The organism is Nostocoides japonicum T1-X7 (genome assembly GCF_001046855.1).
GTDB lineage: Bacteria > Actinomycetota > Actinomycetes > Actinomycetales > Dermatophilaceae > Nostocoides > Nostocoides japonicum.
Window position 1 is genome coordinate 2,315,313 of record NZ_HF570958.1, and the last position, 12,710, is coordinate 2,328,022.

Annotated in this window: 9 protein-coding genes and 1 pseudogene; 3 read left to right on the top strand and 7 right to left on the bottom strand. The window is 67.9% G+C overall.

Going from position 1 to position 12,710, the window contains the following annotated elements; all coding sequences use genetic code 11:
• Window positions 1-15: 15 nt before the first annotated feature.
• Window positions 16-2,049 carry an NADH:flavin oxidoreductase gene (locus BN12_RS10340; protein ID WP_048552228.1) on the bottom strand — a complete coding sequence of 678 codons (2,034 nt, stop codon included), beginning with the start codon at window positions 2,047-2,049 and terminating at the stop codon, window positions 16-18.
• An 80-nt stretch (window positions 2,050-2,129) separates the two neighbouring features.
• Here BN12_RS10340 and BN12_RS10345 point away from each other — a divergent pair, with 80 nt between their 5' ends.
• Window positions 2,130-3,506, top strand: a complete 1,377-nt coding sequence (locus tag BN12_RS10345) for a GntR family transcriptional regulator (RefSeq protein ID WP_053080005.1) — start codon at window positions 2,130-2,132, stop codon at window positions 3,504-3,506.
• Window positions 3,507-4,274: 768 nt separating this feature from the next.
• Here the strand turns inward: BN12_RS10345 and BN12_RS10350 are convergent.
• The 5 genes from BN12_RS10350 to BN12_RS10370 form a co-directional block, all read right to left on the bottom strand.
• Window positions 4,275-4,664: a universal stress protein gene (locus BN12_RS10350; protein ID WP_048552230.1), complete on the bottom strand. Its 390-nt coding sequence runs from the start codon at window positions 4,662-4,664 to the stop codon at window positions 4,275-4,277.
• Between the two features lie 162 nt (window positions 4,665-4,826).
• Complete coding sequence (locus BN12_RS10355; RefSeq protein WP_157635700.1) at window positions 4,827-6,098, bottom strand: MFS transporter; 1,272 nt, start codon at window positions 6,096-6,098, stop codon at window positions 4,827-4,829.
• Between the two features lie 235 nt (window positions 6,099-6,333).
• Complete coding sequence (locus tag BN12_RS10360; protein ID WP_048552234.1) at window positions 6,334-7,227, bottom strand: glycine betaine ABC transporter substrate-binding protein; 894 nt, start codon at window positions 7,225-7,227, stop codon at window positions 6,334-6,336.
• On the bottom strand, window positions 7,224-7,532 hold the full coding sequence (locus tag BN12_RS10365) for an MFS transporter (RefSeq protein ID WP_048552236.1): 309 nt from the start codon (window positions 7,530-7,532) through the stop codon (window positions 7,224-7,226). The genes BN12_RS10360 and BN12_RS10365 overlap by 4 nt, the downstream gene beginning before the upstream one ends.
• Window positions 7,533-8,109: 577 nt before the next feature.
• A complete protein-coding gene (locus BN12_RS10370; RefSeq protein ID WP_048552239.1) occupies window positions 8,110-9,168 on the bottom strand; it encodes a proline racemase family protein in 1,059 nt (352 codons plus the stop codon).
• Between the two features lie 428 nt (window positions 9,169-9,596).
• On the opposite strand from BN12_RS10370, the gene BN12_RS24450 reads away from it, so the two are divergent.
• Window positions 9,597-10,001, top strand: a complete 405-nt coding sequence (locus BN12_RS24450; protein WP_157635440.1) for a hypothetical protein — start codon at window positions 9,597-9,599, stop codon at window positions 9,999-10,001.
• A gap of 589 nt (window positions 10,002-10,590) precedes the next feature.
• On the top strand, window positions 10,591-11,583 hold the full coding sequence (locus tag BN12_RS26095) for an Ldh family oxidoreductase (RefSeq protein WP_048552241.1): 993 nt from the start codon (window positions 10,591-10,593) through the stop codon (window positions 11,581-11,583).
• 183 nt (window positions 11,584-11,766) lie between these two features.
• On the opposite strand, the pseudogene BN12_RS26585 reads toward BN12_RS26095, so the two are convergent.
• Window positions 11,767-12,672 (bottom strand): annotated as a pseudogene (locus BN12_RS26585) (GntR family transcriptional regulator); the annotation flags it as partial.
• Window positions 12,673-12,710 lie beyond the last annotated feature (38 nt).

The following is a 12,710-nucleotide window of genomic DNA, read 5'->3' on the forward strand; positions in this document are numbered from 1 at the left end:
CGGGGAGGACCTTGGTCAGATGGCGCTGCAGAGGCGGAAGGAGTCCAGGACGGCGGTCTGGATGGTGCGGCTGGCGACGGCGTCGCCGACCCGGTAGAGCTGGTAGCGGCCGTCGGGGTTGTGGTGGGGGGATTGGGGGGAGAGGGTGAGCAGGTCGTGTAGGTCGATCTCGCCGCCGTTGATGGAGCCGTCGACGAGGTCGTCGTAGACGTCGGTGACCGGGACGGTGCCGTGCTCGATGACGATGGTGTCGGCGACCATGTCGGTCGTCTTGTGGGCTCCGTCGACGGCGAAGGTCGCCTTGAGCCGGCCCTCCACCTTTTCGATGCCCAGGAGCCGGTGGACGGGGGTGATGGCCACCTCGTTGTCCGCGAGCATCTCCAGATAGCCGGTCATGGTGAGGGTTCCCAGCTCGGGCAGCAGGGTGCGGTCGGGCGAGACGTAGCGGATGGAGCGGGCGGTGCCGGTAAGCATCTCCACGGCGTCGACGGCGGGGTTGGCGCCGTTGTCGTCGTAGACGATGACCTCGCCGGTCGGCTTGACCGCGCCGGACATGACGTCCCAGGTGTCCGTCGCCAGCTGGCTGCCCTTGGCCACCTCGACGTCCGGGATGCCGCCGGTGGCCACGATGATGACGTCGTAGCCGGCGTCGGCGAGCTCGCCGGCCTCGACGTAGTGGTTCACGGCGATCTTGACGTCCAGCCGTCGCAGCTCCTCGACACGCCAGTCGACGATCCCGATGAGGTCGCGGCGGCGGGCGGACTTGGCGGCGAGGTTGATCTGCCCGCCGAGCCGGTCGCTGGCCTCGAACAGGGTCACCTGGTGGCCGCGCTCGGCGAGGGTCCGGGCCGCCTCCAGGCCCGCGGGTCCCCCACCGACGACCGCGCACCGCTTGACGACCGGCGCGGGTGAGACCTGGTGCGGCAGCTGCAGCTCGCGGCCGGTCGAGGGGTTGTGGACGCAGTAGGACGCGCCGGAGGTGTAGATGCCGTCGATGCACATGTTCGCCCCGACGCAGGGACGGATCTGGTCGGTCTGCCCGGCGGCGATCTTGTGGACCAGGTGCGGGTCGGCGATCATGGCCCGGGTCATCCCGACCAGGTCCAGCAGGCCCTCGGCGATGGCATACCGAGCGGTCGCGACGTCGGCGATCCGGGCGGCGTGCATGACGGGCACGTCGAGCTGGCGCTTGACCCACCCGGCGAACTCCAGATGCGGCGCCGACGGCGTACCCATCGGCGGGATCATCCGAGCCAGCTCGCTGTCGGTGTCGATGTAGCCCTTGATGACACTGATGAAGTCGATGCCCGCCTCGGTCAGGGCCCGGGCCACCCGAATGCCCTCTTCGGCCGTGAGCCCGCCCGGCCGCTCCTCGTCGAAGGTCATCCGCACCCCGACGATGTAGTCGTCACCGACCGCCTCGCGGATGGCGGCGATGACCTCCAACGGCCACCGCATCCGGTTCTCGAACGAGCCGCCGTACTCGTCGTCGCGGTCGTTGCGCAGCGGCGTCCAGAAGGAGTCGAAGAGGTGGCTGTAGGCGTTGATCTCGATGCCGTCGAGGCCGCCCTCCTTGCACCGGGCAGCGGTGTCGGCGTAGTCGCGGGCGATCCGCGCCAGGTCCCACCGATCCGCCGGACGGGTGAAAGCCCGGTGCGTCGACTCCCTCACTCGACTGACGCCCACCGCCGGTAGCCAATTGTCGGTGTAGTTGCTCGTCCGGTGGCCCATGTGGGTCAGCTGGGTCATGACGGCGGCGCCGTGCTCGTGGACCTCGTCGGACAGCCGCCGCAGCCACGGCACCGACTCGTCCCGCCACAACTGGAGGTTCCCGAAGGCCGGGGCGCTGTCGGGCGAGACGAGCGCGCTGCCGCCGATCTGCGTCAGCCCGACCCCACCCTTGGCCTTCTCCACGTGGTACTCGCGGTACCGGTCCTTCGGCAGCCCGTCCTCGCTGTACGCCGGCTCATGCGACGTGCTGACGATCCGGTTGCGCAGCGTCAAGCCCTTGAGCGTGAACGGGGTCAACAACGGGTCCTGGTGTGACATGGGCCTCAGGGTGCCCCCCAGGCCGGGCCGTCCGGAAGAGTCCTGTACAAGATGGAACCACCTGTGAGTCAATGAGTCGGATGGGGAGCGACGCGGCGCAGGCACGACAGGAGATCGCACGCGAGGTGCTCCTCGCACCGCTCCGGATGCCGACGACCAAGTGGTCCAGCCGGTCGCTCGCGGAGGCGCTCGGCATCAGCCAGTCGCGGGTCGCCCGCGCCTGGGCGCCGATGCGGCAGGAGACCCCCGTGACACGGGAGCTGGCGTCGCTCGCCGGTTCGGGAGCCGTCGGTCTCGCCGGCATCCTCGTGCGGCCCCGTTACAGCCTCATGGTGCTGGAGCTCGGCGCCGGGCCGCCTGTCGGTGGGACGTCGAGGACCGTCTTCTCCTCACCCGCCGTCGAGCGCTCCATCCGGACCATCCTCGCGGCCGAGCTCGCCCGTGACCGGATCCCCGAGACCGCGCCGTCGTCCGAGGAGGCGTTCTGGGCGACGATGGCGCGCCCGGCCCGGTCGGGTGCGCCGCACGTCGCGGTGGCCTCCGCCCCGGTGTCGGTCCCCTCCTGGCTGGACGCCCTCGTCGTATGCGACGGGCTCGGGGAGTGGCTCTCCCTCTTCGGCGTCCTCGGGGGGTCGCGGCGGCACCACGACCCCGCGCGCCTCCACGCGGCCGAGAGCGCCCTCCGGGAGTGGTTCCTCCGCCCCTCCGGGGATCTCGCGTGGTCCGCCCACTCCGTCTCCCCGTCCGACGAGGCGGCGGGGGCGGGCCGGACCCTCCTTCGCAACCTCAGCCTCGAGCGCGCCCTCGCCGACGAGATCGTCGCGACGATCCGGTCGGCGGTGACCGACGGCCGGCTGGCGGGCGGCGACCACGTGACGGACAGGTACCTCGCGACGAGGCTCCACACGTCGCGGGCCCAGGTCCGCTCGGCGATGCGGCTGCTCGAGCGCGACGGTCTGCTCACGGTCTCCGCGGGCCACACCGCCGTCATCCCGGTCCCCGAGGTGGCGGACGTCGTCGAGACGTATGCCGCCCGGCAGGCGCTCGGCGCGATGGTCGTCCGCGCGGCGATCCGCTGGTCGCCGGACCAACGCGCAGCCGTGGAGGCGGCTCTCGCCGACGTGCGGAGGCACGCCGTGGCCGGCGACGTCTATCTCACGGGCCAGGCCGACACGACCTTCCAGGACCGCCTCGCCGATGCCTCGGGTCTGGTCCGCATCGCGCCGGTCATGCACATCCTCGCCGACCACCTGCGGGTGTTCATCGCCGTCATGGGACTCGACTACGCCTACCCCGCCGACGCGATCCTGCGCGACGACGAGGCCATCCATGCGGCGCTCGTCGCGCAGGACGCCGACCTCGCGGCGGAGCTGTGGCGACAGAAGATCGCCAACGCGAGGACCTACATGGTCGACCGCCTCACCGCCGCCCGCCGGCGCCCCCGAAGGCACCGGTGACGAGCCGTCGTGGCGTTGCTCATGGGATCGAGGGTGGGTCCCTGCGCGCGGCGCGTCCGGCATGGTGGCAGCGGTCCGCACCCCTCAGCTCGATGTCAGCCGGTCACGCCAAGAGCCGGGCTTGCGCCTCTCGTGGGCGAGCGCGACCAGGACGAGCGCATCAGGCTGAAGCAGATAGACGAGCCGGTACGGGAAGCCGACCACCCGATGAGGGCCGTACCACCGGGATGCTGTCCCAACCTGGCCAGACGACACCGGCCTCCAGCCATTCCAAGACGGAATCGACCGCATCATCGACCGACATCTCGAAGCGGTCACCATGCCCGGTACCCCGTTCCTCATACCACGCCAGGTCGGCACGAAGCTCGGCGAGAGCTGCAGGGTGATAGCGAACGTCGAGCGTCACCGCGGCCTCGCGGCACGGTCTGCCGCGAGCCGAGCCCTGACCTCATCCCGGGAGATGGTCAGGAGGGGGACGTCGACGGTGGCGCGATAGGTCAGCACGTGGGGTCCTTGGTTCAACACGTGGGTCCTTGGTTCAAGCAGGGCTGCTTGGTCGAAACCGACTCTGAGCCAGGGGCCCCACGTGCGCCTCACGACACGCCAGTCACATCGGCACCACGGCGGATCTGCACCCAGCCGGGATCCTGATCCGAGAAGACCCCACTGTGACTTTCGCTTGGCGAGGATCTGGCCCAGGGAAAGGGAATCGCCCAACTCGATGCCCGCAGCTGTGGGTCGGGCGATCAGCTTCCTGATGTCATACGGTCAAGGAGCCTTGACGACGAGGACGGGGATGGTCGACTCCAGCAGCACGCGTTGGACGATGGAGCCGAGGAAGAGCTTCCCGACTCGGGTGCGGTGGCGGGAGCCGATCACCAGCACGGTGGCGCCCACCTCCTCCGCCTCGTCCAGCAGGGCCTCCGCGGTGTCGAACCTCTCGGGGGCGGTGTGCAGCTTCCAGGTCAGGCCGGCGATGCCGTCCAGCTGGCTGGAAACCTGCTTCTCGACGGCCGGGTCGTTGGCCTCCACCTCGTCCACGCCGCCGACGATGTGCAGGACGGCGAGGCCTTCGTTGCGACGCAGGGCCTCCTCGGCCGCCGCCTTGAGGGCGGCCTGACCGCGGGGTGTGTCACTGAGCGCCACGGCGACAGTCATGTTCTCTCCTTTGTGAAGTCGTCTGGAAGATTTCGGCGAGCAGCGTGGCCACGTGATCCTTCGTACTGGGCATCACACCAGCTCCGGTCGGTCACGTATCGACCGGAACGGTCAAGACCGGATCCCACGGAATGAGCTGCGACACCCTACTGAGGGCTTGGTTCAGTGAGAGAAGTTCTTCGCCGCTTCGGCCAGGCTCAAGCCCTTGGTCTCCGGCGCCAGGAACTGCGCCAGTAGGGCACCGACGAGAGCGACGCCGGCCGCGATGAGCATCGACACGCTCGCACCGAGGCTCACCATCGCGATGGGCAGCAGGAAGGTGCCCGCGGCCGCGCCGACTCGGGAGATCGCGGCCGCGAACCCGGTTCCGACGCCACGGATCTCGGTCGGGAACATTTCACCGGGGAAGATGCCGGTCAAGGTGCCGCCCACGCCGTTGACGAAGGAGTAGCCGAAGAACAGCACCAGGACGATCATCGCCGGAGCACCGGTCCAGAATCCGATGAGGGCGAGCATGATGAAGGCCAGCCAGCTCGACGGCACAGCCAGCGTGCGACGTCCCACCTTGTCGACGAGATAGGCACAGGTGATGACGCCGGCAAGGGCGAGGGCCGAGAGTCCGATGCTGCCGGCGGGGCCGTCCATCCCGTACTGCTTCAAGACCGTGACGGCGAACGTCGCGATCGCGAAGTACGGGGCGACGACGCAGAACCAGAATCCGCTGACGAACACGGTGGCCCGCCGTGCCTGCTTCGTGGCGAACAACTGGGAGAACGTGCCCTTGCGGACCTCGGAATGCTCCATGTCGCTGAACTCGGGGGGATCCATGTACTTGTTCACGATCGCGATCGCCTCGTCCTTGCGGCCCTGGTTCCACAGCCAGCGCGGCGACTCGGGCATACCGAGCCGGCCCAGGAGCAGCGCGACGGCGAGGAAGGTGCTGGTGCCCAGGATGAACTTCCAGCTCAGGTGGGTCTGGGTGATCCAGATGGTGCCGAGGATGTAGGCGAGCAGGAAGCCGCCGTACCAGGCGATGTTGGTCGCAGCCAGCAGCGCACCGCGGATCCGGACCGGGGCGAACTCGGCCAGCATCGGCCAACCGACCGAATACTCCATCCCGATCGCGATGCCCATCAGCAGTCGTACGACCAGCAGCAGCGCCGCCGAGTGGACAAAGAACTGCATGGCCGACGCGACGGAGAACAAGGCGATGTCGACCATGAACAGCGGCTTGCGCCCCCACTTGTCGCCGGCCCAGCCACCGATCGGCGAGCCGACACCGATCCCGATCAACGCGGCCGCGGCGATCAGGCCCTCGACCGCCGGGGTGATGGCGAGATCTGCCGTCATGGTCTCGTTGACCGGGCCGACGATGCCGAGGATGTAGCCATCCAGCAGCATGCCGCCGATCAGGACCACGATCAGCCGCTTCATGAACCGCTTCTTGAAGGCCAGCGTGGAAACCTCTCCGGGGGGCACCTCGCCCGTTGTCACAGACATGGGGCACACCTCCGAGAAGCACTGCGGGACAACGGTCGCTCCCGACCGACTGCGCGGACGCATTGACGGATGGACATCGACGGACCTCCAGGTCCTAGGTGGGACGGTTTCTGGGGAAGACGTGCAGTCGGAGACTCAGACCTCCGGCAGTAGGTGGCGCCGAGGTCTACTACTTCTTCGTCAACTGCGCCGTGAGCGCCTCGGCGAAGCCGGGATTCTCCGTGAGCCATGCCTTCGCACCCACATCTGCCTGACCCGCGGACTTGTTGACGATCGTGTCCTCCAAGGAGGCGAACTGCTTGTCGTCCAGCTTGAAGGAGGCCAGCATGTTCACGACCTGCGGGTGGGCCGCGGACCAGTCCTTGTTCACGACGACGTGCAGGTTCTCCGGTCGGTAGGCGTTCTTGGGGTCCTGCAACGCGCGTACAGGGAAGGCCTGATTGGCCCAGAACGGCTTCCACAGAGTCACCACGATCGGTTTCTTGGCCGCGGTCTGCTGCTTCAGCTTGGCGATCATGGTGGCCGTGGACGACGTCACGAGCTTGAAGTCCTGGAGCCCGTACGCCGGCATCACCGCGTTCCGCGTTATTTCCGTCAGTCCCGCGCCTGGCTCGATCCCGATGATCTGGTCACCGAACTCGGATGCGTGGCTGGGCAGGTCCGCGATCGACGTGATGTCGGAGTAGTCCGGCACCGCGAGGAAACTCTGAGCGCCCCGGTAGTAGATCCCGATGTCGTCCAGGTCATGGCCGTACCGGGTCCAGTAGTCCTTCTGAGTGCGCTCCAACCAGGAAGAGGACAGCACGTTGATGTCGCCGTTCGCCAAACCTTCGTACATCGGGGTGTTGTCGTTGACCTTGTCGATCTTGACGGTGTACCCGTTCTCTTCCAAGATCACCTTCAAGACCGCCGCGGTGTCGCTCTGGTCGGTCCAGCCCTCGACGACGCCGAAGGTCACATTCTTGTCGCCGCTTGCCTTCTCCGCGGGCTGGCCGCCACAGGCGGCCAGGGCCAGCAGCGAGACCGCAGTCACTGCCACGGCCTGCAGTGCTCGCTTGGTCATGAATGTCCTTTCCAGTTGTCGGTTACGGAGACGCGTGGCTTGCGCCCGAATTCGTCACCGGCCCAGCCACCGATCGGTGACCGGAAGAAGATGCCGATGAGCAGAGCGGCCGCCAGAGGGCCCTCCCACAGACTGTTGACTCCGAGGTCGGTCTTCATGCTGCTGCTGATGACCGGGCCGACCAGGCCGAGGATGTCGCCGTTCAGGAACATTCCACCGACCAGGACGATGACCAGCCGAATCGTGAAGCGGCGCTGGAACCGTTCGCTGACGGCCGTGCCGACGGCGCCTGCCCGAGCACTCACCGTTGACTCCTCGACCCCGTGAACACCCGGGATATCTGATCAGCCGCGGGCTCTGTGGGACGACTCTGCATCGGTGACCTCCGGAGGGCTGATGGGCGCGAACCCGCGCAAGGATGTCGCATCGATGACCGCCTCCCGCGGGGGCTGACACTATTCAGCCTTGGCCTACGTGTCAAGAGTTTCGTATGCAGAGATTCTGGGGAACATTTCAAGAGGCCACATACCCAGAGGATCGGCGAAGTCGTCATGCGAGGGCGGGGTATGCCCGACGAACGGTGCCCTTGGAGACCGACGCATCGACACTTTCCCCAAGCACTTCGTGCCGGGGGAACCCAAGGCACGTGCGCGTCGAGGTGCCGCTCTTACCCCGCACACCAATGATCGGCTCCCTCTCAGTTGGCGAACGTGATGGTGTGCCGCACGAGTGGGTTCACGGTCACCATCACAACCGTGGGACACAGCCTTGACTGCGCCACGGCTGGACCGGATACACCTGGTCCCGAAACCACGTTTGCGCAGGTCATCCCGCGTCTTCAGCCCTCACGTACGCCTATCGACTGCGGAAGTCCGGTCTGCGTCAGCCGGTTGCCCAGAGGTCGCCGACGACGAATCCGTCGGGGTGTGGATCAGTGGGATCCAGCACCCAGGTGGTGTAGCCAGTGATCCAAGCCTGTCCGCTGATGGTGGGGATGACGGCGGGAGTGTCGCCGACGCGCGTCTCACGGACCAGCTCTCCCGTGTAGATGCCGCCGAGGATCGACTCGTGCCGGAACGGCGTATGCAGAGGCAGCTGGCCCTTGGCGTGCAGGACGGCCATCTTGGCGCAGGTCCCGGTGCCGCACGGGCACCGGTCGATCCCGCCGGTCCAGGATGCCGGGTTGTCCAGATCGACCGGTCCGCTGGGCATCAGCACGGCGTTGCGGCGATCCGCGGCCGGGTTGCCGGTCGGTCCGGACAGCTGGGCGACGGTGATCCCGATACCCGGGTAGTCGGGGTGTGACACCTGGAGCTGCTGCTGCGCCGCGCCCAGGATCAGCGCCGAGATGCGGGTGATCTCCCGCCCGTCCTCCGGGACCAGCCGCAGGGTGGGGAACTGGGAGGCGTCGGCGATCACGTAGAACATCCCGCCCCACCCGACGTCCACGGCCACCTCCCCCAGATGCGGCACGTCGATCACCGCGTCCTGGATCGCACAGAACGCTGCCACGTTCTCGAACCGCACCGCGGTGACCTTGCCGTTCCTGCACTCCGCCCGGATCCCGATCAAACCGGCCGGCGCCTCCAGAACGAACTCGGTCACCGGCTCCTGCATCGGGATCATCCCGGTCTCCAACAGCACGGTGGCCACCGAGATCGTGTTGCCGCCGCTCATCACCGGATACTCCACGTGCTCCATGATGATGAAGCCGGCCGCCGCATCGGGATGCTTCGGCGGAACGATGAGGTTGCAGCACATCGGCGGATAGCCCCGCGGCTCCCGCAGCATCATCTTCCGCAGCTGGTCGTCGTTGGACTCCAGCCATTTCATCTGCTGGTACACCGTCTCGCCCGGCACGTGCGGCACCCCTCCCGTGATGACCCGCATCGGCTCGCCCGAATGCGTCTCGACGGCGTGGATCGTGCGCTTGGACGACATATTGCTTCTCTCCTGGAGGACGTGGGGCGGACGGGACGACGCAACCAGTCATGCGACCGGGCGGAGACGACAGTCCCGTCACTCTTTCACGTCTGTGCGGCGGAACGACGCGGCAGTCGGTCGAGTAGTGACCCCCGTCCGGCTCAGCCCGTTGGGACCTTGTTACGAGAGTCGTTTGAGCCAGCGGTCGATGCTGGCGATGTGGACGGTGGCGGCGTAGGGGACGGCGAGTCGTGTCGAAGTCTTGCGGGGGCGCTATCCTCGGTGCAGCAGGTTTGGGATTCACTGGCCCCCCCGGTGGCCACTTCGCTGGGGCCACACTTCCGGAGGGTTTCGAGAGCGTCAGAGGGTTCCTCAACGTGCAAGGGGTCATGCGTGGGTCCGGAAGCCTCGGCGTGGACACGTTCGGCAAATAGATGATTCTTCTTATGAGCGTCCGGAGGTTCAAGGAAGCCTCGTACATGGATCCCCGCGAGTGGGAGCCAAGAATAGGATCAGACGCGCTCCAGCACATCTCAAAATGCAGAAGGGCCAGCTTGGCCTATCTCACATGGCTCTACCCAGCTGCATTCCTGGCTATTGGGCTCAGCTTCTTTCCATGGACCCGCTACGCTGGGTATCTCCTTGGGGGGATCTGTATCGCGGCAGGCATATTTCTTGGCTCGGTTCGAGCCGTCAACATCCGAAAGGGTATCAATCTCGTGGTGGCTCAGCTCGGTGACGGCAAGCCGCGCAAACCGTACCTCACGCTGCGATGCTTCTCATCGGTGGAGGCGTTTGACGACTGGGCAGCACGGCGGCGCGCAAGCGAGAGTGGATCGACACGCGACTGACCCGTCCGTGTGTGGGCCTCCGTCCGTGGTGAGTGGCCGATGCGAACTGGGACGCTGGAATGCGACTGACTCGACCATAGATGCCACAGCACCTCTCACCTTAGGCATTGGAAAGGGGTTACAGTCATCAGCGAGATTCGCCGAGGCATTCGAGCGGACGAACCGGACAGTGCAGGTGCGGCGGGGCTCCTTGGATCTGGCTTCGATTGGGCCGGCTTCATGTCGAGCGCTCTTGATTGGAATGGTCAAGATGAGTCGCGAGAAGGCCGGCGCTCAAGCCCCCGCAGACATCAAGGAGTTGAGGGGCAGGTTCAATAGGTACGCCATCTACTGGATGAGGTTCTCTCATCAGGGTCGGCAACAGGGATCCGGATCTGCTGTGGTTCCAGCGTGACTGGCGTGTCGTGGCGCACGTGGGTGGGTCCACGGCTCAGAGTTGGTTTCGATCGGGCATCCACTCGCACCAAGGACCCCATGGGTTCACCTATCGTGCCACCCTCAGGGCCCATGGACACCGCCGCCGCATGCCGCATACCCTGCCCGGTCTGACGTCCTGTCGGTGTCGAGGCCAGTCCCTGGGAGTGAGCGAATGATCGAGCTGGATCGCAGTCAGCTGCGCGCCGTGTGCGAGCGCGCCTGCCGGGGGGCCGGCGCCACGCCACCTCAGGCGGAACTGCTCGCCGAGGCTACGGTCGAGGCGGAGCTGCGAGGACGCCGCCCCGTGGGCGTCTCCCATCTGCTGGACTACCTGGGCGGCTTCCACGACGGGCGCATCACCACCGACGTGGCGCCCTCCGTCGAGCAACCGACCCCGGTCGTCGTCCGGGTGGACTGTCACGGCGGGCTCGCGCAGCACGGGTTCGACGTCGCCGCCGAGGCCCTCGTCGGAGCGGCCGACACCTACGGCCTGGCGGTCCTGGCCGTCGAGAGCTGCTTCACCGTCGGCGAGCTCGACCACTACACACGACGCCTCAACGCCGCCGGCCTCATCGGCCTGACGTGCGCGAACTCGCCGGCCCTCATGAGCGTCGCGGGTGCCCGATCCCCGGTCCTCGGCACCAACCCGCTCTCCTTCGGCGTCCCCCTGCCCGACGGCCGTCGGCTCACCGTCGACCAGGCGTCCAGCGCCACCGCCTGGGTCTCCGTCCGGGACGCCGCGAACCGGGGAGCGCAGATCCCCCTCGGGTGGGCCGTCGGCCCCGACGGATCCCCGACGACCTCGGCGGACGAGGGGCTCGCGGGCGCCCTGCTGCCGTTCGGCGGCTACAAGGGCGGGAACATCGCGCTCATGGTCGAGGTGCTCGCCACGCTCGCCGGTGGCCGGTTCTCCTCTGCCGCACCGCCGTTCAACGAAGGCGCCCACTCACCGTCGGTCGGCATGCTCGTCCTGGCCCTCTCCCCGGAGGTCGTCGGCGAGGGGTACCCGGAGCGCCTCCAGGCGCAGCTCACCGCCTGGCACGACGACCACGGCGCCGACGTCACCGTCTGGATCGACCCCGGCGAAGCCCCCGGATGCGCCGTCCCGGACGAGCTCTACCAGACCCTCACGGCATGGGGGCGCCGAGCCGACACGAGCACCTGACCGGCCCAGTCGCCATCGGTCCGAGGAGGGTATGCCACGGCTCCTGATCGGGTCACCGGAGCCGCCGACGGCGGCCGGCGTCCTCGACAGCTGGAGCATGTAGCTCGCCGACTCGTCCATCTTGGCGCGCCAGGACTCCACCGCACCGTCCAGGTCGCCGGCATCGACGGCGGCGAACAGCTCGTGGTCGCGCCGGACGATCCCCTCCGTCGGGAAGGCGTACCGGATGCCGATGACCGCGATGAACATGAGGATCTGGTCGGACAGCAGGCCGAGCATCGGCCCGATGCGCGTCAGTCCCGACGCGTCGGCCAGCGCCACCTGGAAGGTCTGGTCGAGGCGGTTGGCGCGCTCCACGTCGTCGTCGACGGCGCACCTGTCGAGCTCCTCGAGGACCGCGAGGACCGCCTTCCTCCCAGAGGGTGTCCACCGCGTCGCCGCCCGCACCATGAGGACCCCGAGAGCCCGACGTGCCGCATACGTCTCCACGACGTCGGCGGTCGTCGGGATGGGGATCACCGCGGCGTGGCCGGCGATGGCGGTGACCAGCCCGTCGCGCTCCAGAAGGCGCAGGGCAGAGCGGATCTGGCCTCGAGTCGTATGCAGCCGTTCGGCGAGGTAGCGGTCGGTGACGTGGTCTCCGCCGGCGAAGCGACCCTCCCTGACGCCGGCACGGATCGTCGCGACGACGTCGTCCGCCAGCGCCCGTTCCGGAGACGGCCGCCGGGTCGAGGCGGACTCCTCCGGGGCGTCGGGCGGGCCCGGCTCCACGTCGTCCGCCACCCAGGAGAACCAGCCCCGGCCGGACCGGTGCCATTGCCGCAACCGTGTCTCGAGGTCTGCCGCGGGAGGACCGATCGCCCCCTCACGACAGCCGGCGAGGTATGGCAGGAGCGCCGTCCACCCGCTCGCATCGCCGTACACGGTTGCCGGCCGGAGGGCGGCCGGGACGGTCACATTCCCCGACGCCGCGACGGCCAGGTCCACGGGTGACGGCGCACCCGCAAGGACCCGCTCCCAGAAGACGTCGACCCGGTCCGGGCGCGGCCCGGTGTCGACAGGTATGCCGATCGCTCCGGCCGCGACCACCTCGCCGGTCCCTCCACCCCCGGTGACCGTCGCTGTGC

Bases quoted from the DNA above. Each gene is read 5' to 3' on its own strand.
- BN12_RS10340 (WP_048552228.1), bottom strand. From the start codon at position 2,049: ATGTCACACCAGGACCCGTTGTTGACCCCGTTCACGCTCAAGGGCTTG.
- BN12_RS10345 (WP_053080005.1), top strand. From the start codon at position 2,130: ATGGGGAGCGACGCGGCGCAGGCACGACAGGAGATCGCACGCGAGGTG.
- BN12_RS10350 (WP_048552230.1), bottom strand. From the start codon at position 4,664: ATGACTGTCGCCGTGGCGCTCAGTGACACACCCCGCGGTCAGGCCGCC.
- BN12_RS10355 (WP_157635700.1), bottom strand. From the start codon at position 6,098: ATGAAGCGGCTGATCGTGGTCCTGATCGGCGGCATGCTGCTGGATGGC.
- BN12_RS10360 (WP_048552234.1), bottom strand. From the start codon at position 7,227: ATGACCAAGCGAGCACTGCAGGCCGTGGCAGTGACTGCGGTCTCGCTG.
- BN12_RS10370 (WP_048552239.1), bottom strand. From the start codon at position 9,168: ATGTCGTCCAAGCGCACGATCCACGCCGTCGAGACGCATTCGGGCGAG.
- BN12_RS24450 (WP_157635440.1), top strand. From the start codon at position 9,597: ATGAGCGTCCGGAGGTTCAAGGAAGCCTCGTACATGGATCCCCGCGAG.
- BN12_RS26095 (WP_048552241.1), top strand. From the start codon at position 10,591: ATGATCGAGCTGGATCGCAGTCAGCTGCGCGCCGTGTGCGAGCGCGCC.